Origin of the sequence: Burkholderia sp. CpTa8-5 (assembly GCF_017815045.1) — a bacterium.
Taxonomy (GTDB): Bacteria; Pseudomonadota; Gammaproteobacteria; order Burkholderiales; family Burkholderiaceae; genus Burkholderia; species Burkholderia sola.
Window position 1 is genome coordinate 136556 of sequence record NZ_JAGIQD010000006.1, and the last position, 17919, is coordinate 154474.

A 17919-nucleotide genomic window follows, 5' to 3' on the forward strand; every position below is an offset into this window, starting at 1 on the left:
TGCTGAAACAAAACAGCGAAACGAAGCAAGCAGTATCAGTGGTGGCTGTAGCTCAGTTGGTAGAGTCCAGGATTGTGATTCCTGTCGTCGTGGGTTCGAGTCCCATCAGCCACCCCAACAAATTCAAGCAAAAAGCCCGGTTCATTGAACCGGGCTTTTTGCTTTCTGGCGTTCGGACACAGCTAATGCGTGTCTTGGTCCCGGCTTCTTTAACGAAGTGGCATTCCCGTATTCAGCGAATCAACCACGGCACCATTTCGGCCTCGCGCGCGTCAAAAGAGCGGTTGCATAAATCGAGTCGTCCCGGCGATATGACTTCGCTACCGAATACGAGACCTCGAATGAGACGACGCGGGCAGGTATCGAAATCGGGCGCGCGATCGTTCGTGGTATCGACGGATGGCCGCTTGTCCCGCATCGCCGATGTGGATGACGGAGATGGCGACGAGGCCCCCGGGCCTGCTTCGTATCGCGTTTCCTTGTCGTTGCGCTGACAACGTTCGTACCCATGCTCGCGCCGTTTCCTTTCCCGTCTAAGGTTCCCGCGCGCCGTGCCGTTATCTTCTCTGGACAGCCCTCGTGCCTCGAATGCTGATCCGTTTTCTTGCCTGCTCGCGCTAAACGCGAGCAGGCTTTTTTCGTTTACGGCCGCTCGTAACCGGCTGATTGGCGGAATCGAACAAGGGCTTGGCGCAAACCGACAAAGCGCAACAGTCTTACATGCGTGTAATGTAGGACCTTCCTCGTGCCCTCATGCTTTGCAGGGCCGTTCGATCCCGACGACCGGAGAAGGTGTCGGGATTTTTTTTGGGCGCTCGCCGACGATCGCCGACAAGCCCTGCGAAATGCATCCCGCAAAGCGCGGTATATTTTGCGACGACACAGGCCGATCAAGAGAACCTACACGAGGAGTGGCTATCGATGCCGGACACCCGGGTCACACTGCGCGCCGCGACGCGGCCCGACGCGAGCCACATTGCTCGCCTGCACACGCTGAGCTGGCAAACCGCCTATAGCCACATCCTTCCGGCCAGCTATCTGTCCGATGAGGTGCCGACGGAGCATGCGATCCGGTGGCGCAACTATTTCGATCGCAACGAGAGTGAGTGGGGTCTCGTGCTGATCGCCGAGTCGAACGGCGAGCCCGTCGGCTTCGTCAGCGCCGAGCGCCCCGTCGATCCGGCGCTGGGTGTGCTGCTCGACTGCCTGCACGTTCATCCTTCGCATCACGGCGGCGGCACGGGCAAGCGCATGATCGAAGCCGTTCGCGCATGGGCTCGCTCGATCGGCGTGGACAAGGTCCATCTGCAGGTACTCGAGGGCAACGTGCGTGCGATCGGGTTCTACGAACACAACGGCTGGCAATTGGCCGGTGTCGAAACGTGTCGCATCGGCCAGACGCAAGTCACCGACCGGATTTACGCAATCCACGCTTGAACGCCCGCCGGCATCGATGCGAGCGGCGGCAAGCGAGTGCAATTGCGCCTGGCTGCTAGGGAAGCGCCGGGTGAAAGCCGAACGGACTTTGCCCTCACTCGCCGCAATACCGCACAAGCAAATCGGCTTCGGTCTCGTGAATTTCGACGGGCAAGATCGTCGCGCCGGCATAGGCGAGATAGCGCGCGCGATGCTGGCCGTTACGGAACGATGCGACGCCGATTTTCGACAGGCCGGGAATGCCGAGCAACGTTCGCGTTCTCGTCTCGCGAAACGTGATGAACGGCATGTCCGGAATCCGGTCCTGGCCCGGATCGAGGAATTCGCGAATGCCCGCGGCTTTTCCAGGGGCCCAGTACTGGACCGACGGCAACACATAGTCGGTGGTGTCTCGGTCGGCGCAGGCGAGCAGTTTCCTCAGGTCGATCGTCACGACCCGATGGCGAGAGTCGTCGGACGAGAATACCCGCTTGAGGTGCGTGTAGGCATAGGGAACGTGCCCGGGAAGCTGGACGATCCAGACATCTACGCCGCTTTGTCGTGCGTGAGCGAGCGTCATTATTTCCTCTGGTAGCGCAAGCGGTCTTTGTGATCCGAGTTTAGCAGCGCGGACGGCTGTGCAGCAGGTCGAGACCAAAAATAGGAAAACAGAGCGACTTGCGGCTCAATCTGCAAAAGGAATGGGGGCGGCCATCCGTTGACGGCCCATATCGACGGGCCGCAACAATATCGCGATACGGCCAGCGAGAATGAAGCGCTGCGCGAAATTCTCGCAAGATTCATACTGTGTGGCGAAGCATGCGTCACGCACCGGGCATCACGAAAACTGAGAGGGCACATTGAACGGAGAGGCCAAGTCGTCGAAACTCGAGATCGACCATCTCGATTACCGCTTCACGGCAACGCTCGACATCACGGAGTCCGGCCGTACCGCCGTTGTCGACAGGCAACTCGAGTCCGAGGTACGCAGCAAGACGCTCGGGTGGATCGTGTTCGATCGTTTTCTCGAGCGGAACGACTTCGCCGATGAGGCGGACGCGCGCGCCAAAATCGTCGACTGGCTGGCGCGGCTGGCCGATCCGAGGTCCGTTGCCTCGGCCGAGATTGCGAAGGCGCGCGCGGTGGCAACCGGCGTGGTGGCGGCAGATCTGTCGACAGGCGAAATCGTCGGCGGCGCCGCTATTGAAATCGCCGGCAATCTCGACTGGATCGATAGGACGGTCGACTGGTTTTCCAGTGGTGCGTTGTAGCGATGAACGCGTGTTTTCGTGACGTAGATCATTGCGCGCAAGAAATTCCGCACATAAAAATGAGATGGAAATCGCATTGCGCAAAAAAATAGAATAATCCTGCTTTGACAATATCTGCGACTTACCGGAAACTGCCGCGGGTCTGAAAACCAGATTTGAATTAAAAAGAAATAAAAGGCTGGAATGAAAAACCGAACGCGGTCGGCCGGTTCCTCGCGCTTGAATCACGATGGTATTCGCCGGCACGCGCGCATGCCGGTTGCCGTCGCGTTGTCACTAAAGGGTGAGTTGCCGCACAGACCGTCGCGCAGCCCGCGATCACAATTTGACCGGTTGACCGTTCTTCCCCGGCCCGGTCAACCGTTTCCCCGCTCGCTCGTGCAGGAGCGGGGGCTTTTTGCCCCCCCGACGCCGGAAGATTGCGTCGGCGGAATCGGACAGGCGTTCGGCGGGCTGCGCGACGGCACACGTTCGCCCCCGACATCCGTTCGCCCGATCCGGACGAATTGCTTTCCTCGTGCCTGAGCGAACCCTCAGGCCCATCGCCGGTCCTTGCCGGCGATGCCTTGTCCCGGCGGCGCGTCACAGCGCTGCCGGGATGTTTTTTGCGTCACGTCACATCGCGCGTCACGGGCATCGCGCTCCGCTCAGCCCGCCTGTTCGACGCTGGTTTCCCATCCGTCATAGTTCCCGCCGAGCGCGCGCACCTCGCGATTGAGCGCGACCGTGTGGCGCGTGATGTCGGCGAGCGCCATCGTGCCTTCGTGCGAAAACCGCACCGCCGACTTGCCGTCCTCGGTCGGCGCGACCGATTCGACCGGATAGCCTTTCGCTTCGGCCCAGTCCGCGAACTGGTGCGCGTCGCTCGGGTCGGGGAAGTACGCCCAGTGCATCACGCGCCGGCTCACGTCCGGCGCGTCGCCTTGCTGCCGCAGCGCATCCAGCGTGCGCATGTCGCGCATGATCTGCCAGTCGTCGTCGGTCGGGTAGAGCGTCTGCCAGTATGTCGTCTTGTCCGGGTCGTCCTGATGGGCATACTGAAGCGCATAGGTCGTCTGGTCGGCCAGCGAGTCGACGATCTCCGCGGCCGCCTCTTCGTCGAACGGCACGTAGAAAAGAAAATCCCGGTTGCCGTCGACGGTGATGCGGCCGACCTGCACGCCGCCTTTCGCGACGATCGCGGCGTCGAGCAGATCCTCGATCTTCGCGAGATCGGCGAATTCGTCGCCGGTCGGCAGACCTTCGGGCGACGGATGTGCAAAGGGGACGCGCACGCTGAGCAGCGACGTGCGCGGATCGCCTTCGGCGATTTCCGCAAAGCCGTGATTGAAGCTGATGAAAGCCTGATGGTCGCCCATTCTGGCAGGGAAGGTTCCCCAGGCGTCGCTCATGTGTTTCTCCCGTACACGATTGTCTGTTGACGGTTGCAAAGCGTCCCAATGTATCATCGAAAATCGCGTTGGCCGGAGCCGCGCACCCGATCGCGGGCCGTGTGCGCCGCGCCCGCGGGATCCGGGCTGTTCGCAGCGCGCCGCATGCATGCGGCCGGCCGCAAAAATTCAAGGGAGATGCCGATGTCGACGTTCGCGGTGAATGGTGTCCGAATCGATCCGCTCAGCGCGCGCGTGACGCACGTGCGCTGGGCGGCCGTGAACCCGGCCGATCGCTCGTGGGCGGCGACGCCCCGCGAGGCACCGGTGGCGGACGTGGCGCGCGCGCTTGCGTCCGGTAACGATGTCCGCGCGATCTTCTCGGCCTCGGACACCACCGCAATCGGGCCCAGGCTGAAACGCGTGCTGTATCGCGATGCGTCGGAAGGCATCGAGCTCGACATCGATGCAACGAGCGAGTCGCGCACGTTGCGCGATCTGCCGCAGATCTGACCGCGAGCCGTTTCCCCAACCGAATCGCGCGAACGCGCCCACGACCATGTCCAGATTCGCCATTTTTCCGCTGGCATTCGCGCTTTGTCTGGCGCTTGCCGCCTGCCAGACCGCGTCCGGGCCGACGCCCGTGCACCCGTCGCCCGAAACCGCGTCGACGACCGTTCCCGCATCGTCGCCGCCGGCCGCGCCGATTCGCGGCATCGGCGTCGCGCCTCGTCTGGCCGGGCAGAGTCACGCGGCCGTCGGTCAATGCACGACCAACGGTACCGTCAACGTATGCAATTGACCGGCGTCGGCGCGATGGCGCGTGATGCGTGCAAACGGAATCGGAATCCCGACATGTCGCCCGCGTCGATGGACGGGCGGCCGTCGACACGAGCCGGCGAGCAATGAACGACGAACGCGAAACGACGGATTCCGGCTGGCACGTCGATCCCGTTGCGGGAACGGTCACCGGCGCGTTGCCGGTGACGCTCGCGGTCGACAGCCGAAGCCTGAAAAGCAGGGCGGTCGTGTGTGCGGGGCTGGCCGCGGCGAGCCTGTGCGGTTACGTGGCCGCCCCGACGCTCTGGCCGCTAGCGGCGCTGGCCGCGTTGCTGGGGCTCGCCAGTGCCGCGTTGTTCGTCTCGTCGCGGCGCAAGCTGGCGCTGCAGGTCGACGAGACGGGCTTCCGGCTGATCGGTTCCGCCCGCGAAAAACCCGTCACGCCGTGGCGGGACGTCGCTGAATTCCGGATCGTCAGCGTCGCCGGTAATCGTTACATCGGCTACCAGTTCTCCGTACATTCTTCCCGTACGAAGGTGCCGGGCGGCGTGATGCTGCCGATTGCCCGGTTTGCCGATCTTCCGCTCGACGCGGTGGCCGCGTTGCTGGAGGCTTGCCGCCGGCAGTTCGGCTTGCCGGACTAACCGGCCGACCGAACGGGCCGGTAACGCCCGATGCGGCTTCCTGCGCGCCCCGTCACTCGAGCAAACAGAAAAATCCCGGGCGCCGTGTCGATTTCCGCGGGAGTCGTCCGTCGTAGCATCGGAGGCGTGCGCATCGCGCGTCCGTCCCGATTTTCGATACGACAACCGACTGAAGGAGCGACACCATGGCCACATCCGTCAAGCCGATCCCGGAAGGGATGCGCACGCTGACCCCGCACCTGATTTGTGCGGGCGCTACCGCCGCCATCGACTTCTACAAGCGCGCATTCAATGCGACCGAACAGTTTCGCCTCGCGATGCCCGACGGCCGGCTCGCGCATGCGTGCCTGGCGATTGGCGATTCGACGCTGATGCTGGTCGATGAAATGCCCGAACACGGCGCGCTGGGGCCGAAGGCGCTGAAAGGCACGCCCGTCTGCCTGCATCTGTACGTGCCGGACACCGATGCGGCGATCGAGAGGGCGGTCGCGGCCGGTGCGACGGTCACGATTCCGGCGGCCGACATGTTCTGGGGCGATCGTTACGGGCAGGTCGAGGATCCGTTCGGGCATCGCTGGTCGCTGGCGACGCATCAGCGCGATCTGACACCCGAGCAGATCGCGGACGCCATGGCCAGCGCGCCGCCCTGCGGCAGTTGAATCGACACCGTCGCACGAGCGCGGCGACGGACGGCGACGGGCAGCGCGGCGGCTTGATCGCGCCGCGCCGGCCTGGCTCGTCGGCGGTCATGCGCGGGCCGTCCGGCCGCGCTGCTTGTGTTAGTCCATTCGCCGATCGGCCGAGGCAAGCAGGTCGGCGACGGTGCGATGGCGGGCGGGATCATAGGCAACGTGTCCGACCGGGCCGCCACGTCGGCCGGTTTCGGTGCGATTTGCGTGAGTCTTGTCTCGTGTCCCGACTGTCAGGTCGGTCATGGTTCGTCGAACAGTATTGCGCACGGTTCGATGCATCGCCACGCTACAACTCCCGCCGCGGCGGCGATCGGGTTCGCGAGTGTCGGTGAAGATGCGGCGAGAAGCGAGGGGCATCGGCCCGCGTTCCGTCCCGATGCGGAATCGGACCCGCGATGCCTCAAGGGCGCGCGTCGCCCTGCCGTAAACAGGACGAGTCCAATCGTTCATCTCATCTCATCTCATCTCATCCGATCGCACCATGGTTCGAATTCTGTACGCGGGCTATCTCGCGTTTGCGCTGTATCTCCTTTACCCGCTGGTTCAGAGCTCGCTGATGTTCAGCACCGCGTGCGTGCGCAGCGTGCTGCCGATGGGCGACCACGGGCTGTCGGCGAATTCGGCCAGCGGCGCGGACGGGCACGCGAGCCGTTGTGTCGCGAGCGCGCCTGCGCGCGTCGCGACCGGGCGGGCGCCGGAAATCCATTGAACGCGTCGCGTCGCGCGTGAAGGGCGCTTCGCGACGCCGCGTGCCGGCCATTTGGCCGAATTGAACATCGCGCCATGCTCGCCGATCATCTGCAATGCGGCGGCAGAAATGCGAGGGGCGAGCGCCACGAGAAGGCGTGTGTCGGCGTCAGTAGCTGGAGCGATACGGCGTGCCCTGGTCGAAGCGGCTTTGCCAGTGCGTGAGGTAGCGTGACGCGAGTTGCGGGTTGTTCCAGACCACGACGACGTTCTCGGAATTGCGGCTGGCCGCCGACGCACTGTAGTTGAACGAACCCGTTTCGACGTGCTCGGCGTCGATCACGAGGTACTTGTCGTGATGGATCGCATAGGCATCGATCGTGCGCGTCGGGATGCCGGCGTTGACGAGCAGGTTCAATGCCTGCTTGCTGCTCTTCGCGCGATTGCCCTTGTCGTCGACGACCACCGCGACGTTGACGCCGCGGCGCTTGGCGGCAAGCAGCGCACGCGCGACGGGCGGCGACGTAAACGAGTACGCGGCGACCCGGATCGAGCTGCGCGCCGCCCCGATCGCTTTCAGCACGAGCGCCTCGGCGCCGCCGTCGGGCGAGAATGCCGATTCGACGACCTGGGTCGCGGGGGCTTCGTGAGTGGGGGCCGGCAGCCATCGCGACACGAGGTCGATCGCTTGCTGGAGCAGCGATTCGCTTTGCGTCTTGCCGAAGGCGGCGAAGGGTGTGGCGAGCAGGGAAGCGGCGAGACAGGCGGCGGCGAGGCGATTGCGCGACAACATCTTGGACAGCGAATAATTTCGAGACAGCGGGCCGTGAGTGTAACGCACGCATGCCGGCCCGGTCACGCGCGGATGCGAAACGAGGGCGTGCGCAGTGATCGGCAGGGGTGGACAGGGTGACGCAAAGTTGCGTTATGCAGCCGGTGCGGGCGAGCGGGCGATCAACGCACAGCGATAGTGCCGGCGATGGCAGGCGATTGCGTTTGCCGTTGCGGCGCACCGGCGTGCGAACGATGCGTGCGCCGGCGGGCGGACTGCGACTCGATGCGGCCTGTGGCCCAAGCGTATGTCTAGCAGGCGCGTCGGAACGACATCCGCGCGCGACGTATCGTCAATCCGTGGATGCGGACGCCTCGGTCCCGTCGGACGCGATCCATCCGGGCCCCGGCTCGGGCTGCACGTCGCGTGCGTCGAGCGGTTCGCCGCACGCCGAGCATACGGTGACCGCGTGCATCAGTTGCCCGCAGGCCCGGTGGCGTAATTGCACCGGCGGCCCCTGGCCGTCGTCCTTCCAGCGATCGCCCCACGCCATCAGCGCGAGCAGGGCCGGGTAGAGGTCGAGGCCCTTTTCCGTCAGCCGGTATTCGAAGCGCGGCGGGCGTTCCTGATACGCGCGCTTGACGAGCACGCCTTCGTCGACGAGCCGCGCGAGCCGTTCGGCCAGCACGTGGCGCGTCAGGCCAAGCTGGGCCTGGAACGCGTCGAAGCGGCGGCAGCCGAGGAATGCGTTGCGCAGGATCAGCATGGTCCAGCGGTCGCCGAGCACGGCGAGCGTGCGCGCGACCGAACAGTTCAGCGTGCCGATGTCATCCCATTTCATTGTCGAGTCTCGTGCCCGTTGCGGCAGTCTTGCGGCGGTTCAGCGAAATAGCGGGTTCGATTATAGAACCCGCCTTCGGTCGCAACGGGCGCAGCCGCGTTGACAACGGCCCGCCTCGTTGACAATAATGAGTTCCAATTTAGAACTTACTCGCGCGGCGACGTGCTTTCAACCCGGAGACAACCCGATGAACCCGCTTTCCCTGTCTGGCCTCGATCTGCTGCGTGCCGCCGCGTCCGGAGACGCGCCCCTTGCGTCGATTTCCGAGACGATTCCGATGCGCCCGCTCGATGTCGAGCTCGGTTACGTGAAGTTTTCGGCGCGGGCGGACGGCCGGCACCTGAACCCGCTGGGCGGCGTGCACGGCGGGTTCGCCGCGACGGTGCTCGATTCGGTCACCGGGTGCGCGGTGCATTCGATGCTCGACGCGGGCGTCGGTTACGGCACCGTCGATCTGCACGTGAAGATGCTGCGGCCCGTGCCGCGCGACGTCGACCTGATCGCGGAAGGACGCGTGATTCACCTGTCGCGTTCGCTGGGCGTCGCGGAGGGCACGCTGAAGACGCCGGACGACAAGATCGTCGCGCATGCGTCGGCGACCTGCTTCATCCAGCGACCGCAGTGACGGAGCGCGGCCGCATCCGGGCGGGCGCGTGAACGCGCGGGGCAGCGCTGGAGGCCGTCTGTAAGCGTGCGCCGCGCCTGCCTGAAGCAGTTGCGTCAATGTGATAGCTTTCCTGCTTTCCACCGACGCGACAGGAACAGCATGGAATACCGCACACTCGGCGATTCGGGTCTCGAGGTCAGCCTGATCGGTCTCGGCACGATGACGTGGGGCGAGCAGAATTCGGAGCGCGACGCGCACGAGCAGATCGACTACGCGCTCGGGCAGGGCGTGACGCTGATCGACGCCGCGGAGATGTATCCGGTGCCGCCGAAGCCCGACACGCAGGGCCGCACCGAGCAATACATCGGCACCTGGATCGCGCAGCATCGCGCGCAGCGCGACCGTATCGTGCTCGCGACAAAGATCGCGGGGCCGGCGCGGCAGCCGCACAATCCGCGCCATATTCGCGGCGAGGGCAACCAGTTCGACCGCAAGAACCTGACCGAAGCGCTCGACGGCAGCCTCAAGCGCCTGCAGACCGACTATGTCGATCTCTACCAGTTGCACTGGCCCGATCGCAGTACGACCACGTTTGGCCGGCCCGCGTATCCGTGGGTCGACGACACATACACGGTGCCGATCGAGGAAACGCTCGGCGTGCTCGCGGAATTCGTGAAGGCCGGCAAGGTGCGCGCGATCGGCGTGTCGAACGAAACGCCGTGGGGTGTCGCGCAGTTCCTGCGCGCGGCCGAAAAGCTCGGGCTGCCGCGCATCGCGAGCATCCAGAATCCGTACAGCCTGCTGAACCGCACGTTCGAGAACGGGCTGTCGGAATTCACGCATCGCGACGGCGTCGGCCTGCTCGCGTATTCGCCGCTTGCGTTCGGCTGGCTGTCCGGCAAGTACGAGAACGGCGCGCGTCCGGCCGGTGCGCGCATCACGCTGTTCGAGCGTTTCCAGCGCTACAGCAAGCCGCAGGCCGTCGAGGCGACGTCGCGTTACGTCGCGCTCGCGCGGCGTCACGGGCTGTCGCCCGCGCAACTGGCGCTCGCGTTCGTCAACAGCCGCCCGTTCGTGCGCAGCAACCTGGTCGGCGCGACGTCGCTCGAGCAGTTGAAGGAGAACATCGGCAGCATCGACGTGGCGCTGTCCGACGAGATCCTCGCCGAGATCGACGCATTGCACGAACGGCAGCCGAACCCGGCGCCGTAAACGGCACGCGGCCCGCGCGGCAGCGATGCCGCGACGGGCCGAGTCGGGCGGTTGCGGCGGCGCCGCGCCGCGCCGTCGTTTCTCGCGTCAGCGCATCTTCAGCCGCGTGCGCGCGACGAACAGCGCGGCGAGGCTCAGCAGCGCGCATCCCATCAGATAGAGCGCCGGCGACAGCCGGTTGCCGGTCGTGCTGATCAGCCAGGTGATGACGAACGGCGCGAAGCCGCCGAACAGCGTGACGCCGGTGTTGTAGCTGACCGCGAGCCCGGTGGCGCGTGTTTGCGACGGGAACAGTTCGGCCATCAGCGCCGGCAGCGCGCCGCAGTACATCGCCTTCAGCGCGCCGATCCAGATCAGTGCGGCGAGCATCGTCGCGAACGATGCGTGGCGCGTGAGCCACGCGAACGTCGGCCACACGGTCAGCAGCATCAGCACGGCCGCGACCGCCATCATGCGGATCCGCCCGGTGCGGTCGGACAGATGGCCGACGACCGGCGTGACGAGCGTCAGCACGAACCCGGTCGCGAGCGTCGCCGCGAAGCCCGTCGATGCCGGCAGCCCGAGCTGCTTGATCGCGTAGGTCGGCATGTACAGGATCATGTAGTTGACCGCGGTCGAGATCACGAGCGCGCCGATCGACAGCAGCAGCCGCACCTTCTGGTCCGCGAACAGCTCGCGAACCGGCGCCTCGGAGCGCGCCTGCGTCTTGAACTCGACGCCTTCGTCGACGTAGCGGCGGATATACAGCCCGACCGGGCCGATCGCGAGCCCGAACAGGAACGGCACGCGCCAGCCCCAGCTTTCGAGTTGCGCGGTGGTCAGCGTGGCCGTCAGCAGCGCGCCGAAGCCCGACGCGAGCAACGTCGCGAGGCCCTGGCTCGCGAACTGCCAGCTCGACATGAAACCGCGCCGCTGCGGCGCGTGTTCGACGAGAAATGCGGTCGAACTCGCGAATTCGCCGCCCGCGGAAAAGCCCTGCATCAGCCGCGACAGCATGATCCCGAGCGGCGCGAGCATGCCGATCGATGCGTAGGTCGGCATCAGCGCGATCAGCAGCGTGCCGACCATCATCATCGCGATCGACAATAGCAGCGACGCCTTGCGGCCCGCGCGGTCGGCATACGCGCCGAGCACGAAGCCGCCGATCGGCCGGATCAGGTAGGACAGCCCGAACGTGCCGAGCGTCAGCATCAGCGACGTCGCTTCGCTCGTGGCGGGGAAGAACAGCTTGGCGATCGTCACCGCGAAGAAGCCGTAGACGATCAGGTCGAACCATTCGAGCGCGTTGCCGATCGACGCGGCGAAGATGATGCGGCGGATTTTCGCGGCGCTCGGGCGCGCGGCGTCCTGCGCGGTGAGGGTGGTCGTATTCATCGTGTGTGCAGATCCCGTGAAAGGGGCGAAGCGCGTTACAGGGCGGCGCCGGCCGCGGCGGATGCCGCGCGGCGAACGGGCGGCGCGTCGTCGCCGAGATCCCAGAAGAGGCCGGCCATCATCTGCAGCCCCTCGCTGACGACGCTCGCGAGCAGATGCTCGTCGGGCGCGTGCTGCGCGCACGCCGGGTAAGAGTGCGGCACCCACAGCGTCGGCAGCCCGAGCGTGTCGGCAAACACCTCGTTCGGCAGCGTGCCGCCGAGATTCGGCAGGATCGCGGGCTTCTTGCCGGTGGTGCGCGCGAGCGACGCGACGGCCCAGCGCACCCACGGATCGTCCGGCGGCACGCGCGTCGCCGGTGCGCCGCGCTCGACGTCGATCTCGATATCGGCGAAGCCGTGCGCATCGAGGTGCGCGCGCAGGTGCGCATGCAGTGCTTCCCAGTCGGTGCCGACGACGAAGCGCAACTGGCAGTGCGCATACGCGGCGGGCGGGATCGCGTTGACGGGGTGCTCCGGATTGCCGGCCTTGAACGCGAGGATCTCGAACGTGTTCCAGCCGAACACGCGCTCGGCCGCGGACAGGCCGGGCTCGCCCCAGTCGGCGTCGAGCGCCGGGTCGCCGGGGCCGCCGCCGACGGAAAGATCGGCGAGCGCGTCGCGCACCGCGGCCGGGATCGGCGGCGGGCGCAGCCCCGCGACGCGAATCGCGCCGCGCGCGTCGACGAGGCTCGCGAGCGCATGCGCGAGCACGATCGCCGGATTGCGCAGCAGTCCGCCCCAGTTGCCGGAATGATGCGCACCGTCGCGGGCGCGCAGGCTCAGCTTGAAGTTGACCGCGCCGCGCGAGCCGAGGAAGACCGTCGGGCGCGCGGCGGCGATGCGCGGGCCGTCCGACGCGATCAGCACGTCGGCCGCGAGCGCGTCGCGCTCCTGGCGGCACAGCGCGTCGAGCCCCGGCGACCCGGTTTCCTCGCCCATCTCGATCAGCAGCTTCGCGTTGAAGCCGAGCCGGCCGCCGCGCGCATCGAGCACGCTCGCCAGCGCGGCGAGGTTGATCGTGTGCTGGCCCTTGTTGTCGGCGCTGCCGCGGCCATACCAGCGGTCGCCGTCGGCCGTCAGCGTCCACGGCGACAGCGGCGCGCGCCACTGCGCGTCGTAGCCGCGCACGACGTCGCCGTGGCCGTAGATCAGCACGGTCGGCAGCGCGTCGTCTTCGTGGCGCGACGCGAGCAGGAACGGGCCGCCGCCGTCGACCGGGTTGTCGACGATCCGCGACGTGAAACCGAGGCGGGCGGCCTCGGGCGCGATCTCGTCGGTCAGATAGGCGCGCAGCGCGGCGCCGCTGCCGCATTCCTGGCTTTCGGTGCGCAGGCCGACGCGGCGGCTCAGGGTCGTGAAGAACGCGCCGGATTCGAACTGGTTCAGCGCATGCTGGATGGCGGCGGTACGGCTCAAATCGTGTCTCCTTGGTCGGGTTCGCCGTGCGCGGGCCGCGCAGGCAACGTGAAGTGCGATCGATTCTAGAAAGCCGCTTTTTTTGTCACAATGATCGAATTTCGAACCTTTCTTTGCCGAAAAGGCAAAGCAGCGCGGCCGGACGCGGCGCGGAGACAGAACGATGGCGGCTTTCCTGCATGGCCTGGGGTTGCGGTATTTCGTCGAGGTGGCGCGTACCGGCTCGATCAGCGACGCGTCCGCGCGGCTGCACGTGGCCGTGTCGGCGATCAGCCGCCAGATCGCGAAGCTGGAGAGCGAGCTCGGCGCGCCGCTGTTCGAGCGGCGGCCGCGCGGGATGGCGTTGTCGGAGGCGGGGGAGCGGTTGCTGGCGTTCGCGCAGCGCAGCCTGCTGGAGGCCGAGCACGTGATGAAGGACATCGGCGGGCTCGACGCGCTGCACGGCAGCCTGCTGAAGATCGCGTGCTCGGAAGGGTTCGCGATCGATTTCCTGCCCGGCGTGCTCGCGAGCTTCAAGGCGCGCCACCCGGGCGTCGATTTCACCGTATGGGTCGTATCGCCGGCGGACGCGACCCGGCGCGTGCGCGACGGCGATGCGGACATCGCATTGACGTTCAGCCTCGCGCCGGAGAAAGGCGTGCGTGTCGACCACACCGAGCGCGCGCCGGTCTTTGCGCTGGTCCGGCACGATCACCCGCTCGCGGCGCGCGATGCGGTGTCGCTTGCCGATGTCGCGCGGCACGCGCACGTGCTGCCCGAGGCCGGCACGACGGTGCGCCAGTTGATCGACATCGCGTGCGCGCTCGACGGGCTGCTGCTCGAGCCCGAACTGACCAGTAACAACACAGCGGCGATGTACGGCTACGCGCGCCGCACGGGTGCGGTGATGTTCACGGGGCTGTTGTCGGTGCGCGATCGCGCCGATGCGGACGGCTTCGTCGTCGTGCCGGTGACGAACCCGCAACTGCGCGAACGCAGCATCCAGGTGCAGACGATGGCCGGGCGCGATCTGCCCGCGTCGGTGCGCGCGTTCCGCGACCATCTGATCGACGCGATGCAGGCCGCGTCGTCGTCGCCGACTGCCGCACGAGGCCCGGGACGCCGGCCCGTGAGATAATCGTCAATCCGCCTTCCGTGCCCATGCGGCTCCCCGAGCCGCATCGCCCCTGTTCGACGCCAAATTGAAGAACCTGATTGTCACCCTCGATCGCGCCGGCGAGTTCGACGAGATCATCGACGTGCGCACGCCGCTCGAGTTCGCCGAGGACCATATCCCCGGCGCGCTGAACGCGCCCGTGCTCAGCAACGAAGAGCGCGTGCTCGTCGGCACGATGTACCGGCAGGTGTCGCCGTACGAGGCGACGCGCGTCGGCGCGGCGATCGTCGCGCGCAACATCGCACGCCATCTCGACACGACGTTCGCCGACCGGCCGCGCAACTGGCGACCGCTGATCTACTGCTGGCGCGGCGGCAAGCGTTCGGGCTCGATGACGACCTGGTTCAACCTGATCGGCTGGAAGGCGCGCCAGCTCGACGGCGGCTACAAGGCATACCGCCGGTCGGTGTGCGCGACGCTCGACTCGCTGCCGACGCGCTTTCGCTACATCGCGCTCGTCGGCCATACGGGCTGCGGCAAGACACGCCTGCTGAACGCGCTGCGCGACGTGGGCGCGCAGACGCTCGATCTCGAAGCACTCGCGTGCCATCGCGGCTCCCTGCTCGGCGCGCTGCCGGGCAAGCCGCAGCCCACGCAAAAGGGGTTCGATTCCGGGCTCGTCGAGACGCTCGGGCGTTTCGACCCCCAATGGCCAGTATTCGTCGAGTCGGAAAGCCGCAGGATCGGGCTCGTGCAGTTGCCGATCGCGCTGATCGAAGCGTTTCACGCGGGGCCGTGGGTGCAGGTCGAAGCGGCGCACGACGAGCGAATCGCGTTCCTGCTCGACGATTACGCGCACCTGTTCGACGAACCGGACGCATTCAAGGCGCAGCTTCATCGGCTGATCGGCCTGCACAGCCGCGAAGAGGTGATGCGCTGGAAGGCGCTGATCGATGCCGGCGCGCGGGCCGATCTGTTCACCGAACTGATCGACAGGCATTACGATCCCGCCTATGCGCGCACTTACCGCGCGACGTACAACAAGCCGAACCGCGCGCTGACGTTCACGTTCCGGCCCAACGCGGACGACGTACGCGCTCAGGCGCGCACGCTGCTGGCCGAACTCGCGCAGGCCGGATTGCCCGCATCGGCCGCGCTTGCCGGCGGCACGACATCCGAAACCGACAAAAACCAATCGACGATCACCACACGATGACGACCACACGCACCCAACCGAACCCGGCCCTCGGCTGGATGACCTTCCTGCTGATCGCGGTCGCGGGACTGTTCTACGTAAAATGGTTCCCGTACTACAACAAGGCGTTCGTTGCCGCCGAGCACCATTCGATCGGCCAGTCGATCCTGATGGGCACGTCGGCGGCCGCACCCGAGCCGTCGCTGAAGGCGGCGCTCGACTACGCATGGGCATACGGCAAGGCGATCTGGCAGGCGATGGTGCTCGGCCTGCTGCTCGGCTCGGCCGTGCAGGCGCTGCTGCCCGCGCATTGGGTGGCGCGCGTGCTCGGCCGCACGGGCTTCGGCAGCGTCGCCGCGGGCGGGCTGCTGTCGCTGCCCGGGATGATGTGCACGTGCTGCGCGGCGCCGGTCGTCGCGGGCCTGCGTGCGCGCCATGCATCGCCGGGCGGCGCGGTCGCGTTCTGGCTCGGCAATACGGTGCTGAATCCGGCCGCACTGGTATTCATGGGCTTCGTGCTCGGCTGGCACTGGAGCGCGCTGCGCGTCGTGCTCGGCATCGCGATGGTGTTCGGGATCGGCTATCTGCTGAACCGCATCGCGCGCCCCGAAGACCACAGCATCGACGATGCGCAGCTCGCCGCGCTGGCGGCCGAACAGGCCGCTGCCGGCAATCCGTTCGTCCGCTGGATGAAACTGCTCGCGCGCATGGCCGTGCGGCTCGTGCCCGAATACATCGTGCTCGTGCTGCTGCTCGGCGCCGCGCGCGCGTGGCTGTTTCCGCACATCGGCCCGGACATCGGCAATCATCTCGGCTGGATCGTCGCGTTCGCGGTCGCGGGCATGCTGTTCGTGATCCCGACGGCCGGCGAGGTGCCGATCATCCAGGCGATGCTGTCGCTCGGCATGGGCGTCGGTCCGGCCGCCGCGCTGCTGATGACGCTGCCGCCGATCAGCGTGCCGTCGCTCGCGATGCTCGCGCGTTCGTTCAAGCCCTACATGCTGGCGATCGTCGCGACGCTCGTCGTCGTATTCGGGATCGTGAGCGGCTTGCTCGCGATCGCGTTCGGGTTCTGACAACGCGGGCGACACGCCGGCCCGGCGCACGCGTCGCATTCGTATTCATCCGGCGCCGCCGCTTCACGCGTGCGGCGCCCTTTACAAGAAGCAAACAGGAAAACGCATGACCCAACCGAAGATCCATCCTCGACTCGAAAAGGCGCTGACGCGCGGCGATCTCGCGATCCGCCAGGCCAATTCCGCGCGGGCGACTGCCGTGTTGCACGCACTCGGCACGATGATCATCGAGGCATCCGCAACGATCGGCGTCGAGGCCAGCATCGACATTCCGCAAGGCGATCGCATCTACGATCCGGTCAACGGCCTGTGGCCGCAGAAGATGCTGGTGTCGTTCGACGGCCCGGTGAACGAAGCCGACAAGGAAGAACTGCGCACGGTCTATCTGGTGGCCGACGATCCGGGCACGCAGTTCCGCGTCGAATGGCATCGCGCGGACGGCAAGCTCGGCCGCCAGGAAGGCGGCCCGCTCGCGACCGTCGCGTTCCTGACCGACGTCGAAATTCCGTGGAGCGACGATGACGAGTAACGTCGTCGCATGAAGCCGGTGCCCGGCGCCTGGTGCCCGACGCCTGGTGCCCGACGCGCCGGCCGTCAGCGCATCATCCGCCGCCGGAACAGCCACGCGGACAGCAGGAACCCGCCGACCGCGTAGCCGGCGAGCACCACGACGTGCAACGCGATGTCGGTCGCCGGCCGACCGAGCATCGCAGGCCGGATCAGCTCGACCGCATTCGCGAGCGGCAGCGCCTGCGCCGCGTGCCGCGCGAGCGGCGGCAACTGCGTGATCGGGAAGAACACGCCCGACAGCAGCAGCATCGGCGTCAGCACGAGCGTCTGGTAGAACATGAAGAAATCGTAGGATGGCGCGAGCGCCGTGACGATCATCGCGAGGCTGGCGAACGCGAGGCCGGCCAGCGCGATCACGGGCAGCACCGCGAGCATCGACGGAAACGTCGCGTAGCCGAGCACGCCCGCGACGAGCATGATCGCGCTCCCCGACAGCATCGCCTTGCTGGCCGCCCAGACGATCTCGCCGAGCACGATGTCGCCGAGCGCGAGCGGCGTATGCATGATCGCTTCCCACGTGCGCTGCACGTGCATCCGCGAGAAACCCGAATACATCGATTCGAAGCTCGCGGACATCATCACGCTCGAGCCGACCGTGCCGGCCGCGAGGAACGCGATATACGACACGCCGTCGACATGGCCGAGCATCAGGCCGAGCCCGAAACCCAGCCCGAACAGATAGATCATCGGATCGGCGAGATTGCCGAACATCGACGCGAGCGCGAGCTTGCGCCACACGAGATAGTTGCGCCGCCAGACGGCGACCCAGTTGCTTGCGTTCGCCGGCATCGCGATCGCGAAGCGCGACGCGCGCGGCGGGGCCGATGGCGTGGTGGCGGAATAGTTGCGGACGTCCATG

General features: G+C 66.5%; 20 protein-coding genes and 1 tRNA gene. 14 read left to right on the plus strand and 7 right to left on the minus strand.

Annotated elements, in window-relative coordinates:
* Positions 1–41 precede the first annotated feature (41 nt).
* Positions 42–117, plus strand: a tRNA-His gene (locus J8I35_RS12075).
* A gap of 804 nt (positions 118–921) precedes the next feature.
* Complete coding sequence (locus J8I35_RS12080; RefSeq protein ID WP_124556419.1) at positions 922–1437, plus strand: GNAT family N-acetyltransferase; 516 nt, start codon at positions 922–924, stop codon at positions 1435–1437.
* A gap of 94 nt (positions 1438–1531) precedes the next feature.
* On the opposite strand, the gene J8I35_RS12085 is transcribed toward J8I35_RS12080, so the two are convergent.
* Positions 1532–1996: a hypothetical protein gene (locus J8I35_RS12085; RefSeq protein ID WP_124680750.1), complete on the minus strand. Its 465-nt coding sequence runs from the start codon at positions 1994–1996 to the stop codon at positions 1532–1534.
* A gap of 280 nt (positions 1997–2276) precedes the next feature.
* On the opposite strand from J8I35_RS12085, the gene J8I35_RS12090 reads away from it, so the two are divergent.
* Positions 2277–2687 carry a hypothetical protein gene (locus J8I35_RS12090; protein ID WP_209925552.1) on the plus strand — a complete coding sequence of 137 codons (411 nt, stop codon included), beginning with the start codon at positions 2277–2279 and terminating at the stop codon, positions 2685–2687.
* 647 nt (positions 2688–3334) lie between these two features.
* Here J8I35_RS12090 and J8I35_RS12095 read toward each other — a convergent pair.
* Positions 3335–4078, minus strand: a complete 744-nt coding sequence (locus J8I35_RS12095; RefSeq protein WP_124556397.1) for a DUF695 domain-containing protein — start codon at positions 4076–4078, stop codon at positions 3335–3337.
* 183 nt (positions 4079–4261) lie between these two features.
* Here J8I35_RS12095 and J8I35_RS12100 point away from each other — a divergent pair, with 183 nt between their 5' ends.
* From J8I35_RS12100 to J8I35_RS12120, 5 genes are all read left to right on the plus strand, one after another.
* The gene (locus J8I35_RS12100) at positions 4262–4570 is read left to right on the plus strand and encodes a hypothetical protein (protein ID WP_011545327.1); all 309 of its coding nucleotides are present in this window, start codon (positions 4262–4264) and stop codon (positions 4568–4570) included.
* Positions 4571–4616: 46 nt separating this feature from the next.
* Positions 4617–4859 (plus strand): hypothetical protein, encoded by a 243-nt coding sequence (locus J8I35_RS12105; protein WP_124556399.1) that lies wholly within the window; start codon positions 4617–4619, stop codon positions 4857–4859.
* 103 nt (positions 4860–4962) lie between these two features.
* Positions 4963–5481 (plus strand): aspartyl-tRNA synthetase, encoded by a 519-nt coding sequence (locus J8I35_RS12110; RefSeq protein WP_124556400.1) that lies wholly within the window; start codon positions 4963–4965, stop codon positions 5479–5481.
* Between the two features lie 185 nt (positions 5482–5666).
* Positions 5667–6140, plus strand: coding sequence for a VOC family protein (locus J8I35_RS12115; RefSeq protein WP_089488409.1), 474 nt, complete (start codon positions 5667–5669; stop codon positions 6138–6140).
* A 514-nt stretch (positions 6141–6654) separates the two neighbouring features.
* A complete protein-coding gene (locus J8I35_RS12120; RefSeq protein WP_209925554.1) occupies positions 6655–6882 on the plus strand; it encodes a hypothetical protein in 228 nt (75 codons plus the stop codon).
* 147 nt (positions 6883–7029) lie between these two features.
* On the opposite strand, the gene J8I35_RS12125 is transcribed toward J8I35_RS12120, so the two are convergent.
* Complete coding sequence (locus tag J8I35_RS12125; RefSeq protein WP_027784365.1) at positions 7030–7653, minus strand: phospholipase D family protein; 624 nt, start codon at positions 7651–7653, stop codon at positions 7030–7032.
* A gap of 331 nt (positions 7654–7984) precedes the next feature.
* Positions 7985–8473 carry a helix-turn-helix domain-containing protein gene (locus J8I35_RS12130; RefSeq protein ID WP_006476090.1) on the minus strand — a complete coding sequence of 163 codons (489 nt, stop codon included), beginning with the start codon at positions 8471–8473 and terminating at the stop codon, positions 7985–7987.
* Positions 8474–8660: 187 nt separating this feature from the next.
* Here J8I35_RS12130 and J8I35_RS12135 point away from each other — a divergent pair, with 187 nt between their 5' ends.
* Positions 8661–9098 carry a PaaI family thioesterase gene (locus J8I35_RS12135; protein ID WP_050012568.1) on the plus strand — a complete coding sequence of 146 codons (438 nt, stop codon included), beginning with the start codon at positions 8661–8663 and terminating at the stop codon, positions 9096–9098.
* Positions 9099–9239: 141 nt separating this feature from the next.
* Positions 9240–10292: an NADP(H)-dependent aldo-keto reductase gene (locus tag J8I35_RS12140; RefSeq protein ID WP_050012569.1), complete on the plus strand. Its 1053-nt coding sequence runs from the start codon at positions 9240–9242 to the stop codon at positions 10290–10292.
* Between the two features lie 87 nt (positions 10293–10379).
* On the opposite strand, the gene J8I35_RS12145 is transcribed toward J8I35_RS12140, so the two are convergent.
* Both J8I35_RS12145 and J8I35_RS12150 read right to left on the minus strand, forming a co-directional pair.
* Positions 10380–11666 carry an MFS transporter gene (locus tag J8I35_RS12145; protein WP_089488411.1) on the minus strand — a complete coding sequence of 429 codons (1287 nt, stop codon included), beginning with the start codon at positions 11664–11666 and terminating at the stop codon, positions 10380–10382.
* A gap of 35 nt (positions 11667–11701) precedes the next feature.
* Positions 11702–13123: a M20 family metallopeptidase gene (locus J8I35_RS12150; protein WP_124556404.1), complete on the minus strand. Its 1422-nt coding sequence runs from the start codon at positions 13121–13123 to the stop codon at positions 11702–11704.
* 163 nt (positions 13124–13286) lie between these two features.
* On the opposite strand from J8I35_RS12150, the gene J8I35_RS12155 reads away from it, so the two are divergent.
* The 4 genes from J8I35_RS12155 (at position 13287) to J8I35_RS12170 (ending at position 17019) form a co-directional block, all read left to right on the plus strand.
* Positions 13287–14240 (plus strand): LysR substrate-binding domain-containing protein, encoded by a 954-nt coding sequence (locus J8I35_RS12155; RefSeq protein WP_050012572.1) that lies wholly within the window; start codon positions 13287–13289, stop codon positions 14238–14240.
* 64 nt (positions 14241–14304) lie between these two features.
* Positions 14305–15435, plus strand: coding sequence for a tRNA 2-selenouridine(34) synthase MnmH (mnmH, locus tag J8I35_RS12160; RefSeq protein WP_209925556.1), 1131 nt, complete (start codon positions 14305–14307; stop codon positions 15433–15435).
* Positions 15432–16490 (plus strand): permease, encoded by a 1059-nt coding sequence (locus J8I35_RS12165; RefSeq protein WP_209925558.1) that lies wholly within the window; start codon positions 15432–15434, stop codon positions 16488–16490. The genes mnmH and J8I35_RS12165 overlap by 4 nt, the downstream gene beginning before the upstream one ends.
* Positions 16491–16596: 106 nt before the next feature.
* A complete protein-coding gene (locus J8I35_RS12170; RefSeq protein WP_185625021.1) occupies positions 16597–17019 on the plus strand; it encodes a hypothetical protein in 423 nt (140 codons plus the stop codon).
* A 65-nt stretch (positions 17020–17084) separates the two neighbouring features.
* Here J8I35_RS12170 and J8I35_RS12175 read toward each other — a convergent pair whose 3' ends face one another.
* Positions 17085–17918 carry an ABC transporter permease gene (locus tag J8I35_RS12175; protein WP_209925559.1) on the minus strand — a complete coding sequence of 278 codons (834 nt, stop codon included), beginning with the start codon at positions 17916–17918 and terminating at the stop codon, positions 17085–17087.
* Between the last annotated feature and the right edge of the window lies 1 nt (position 17919).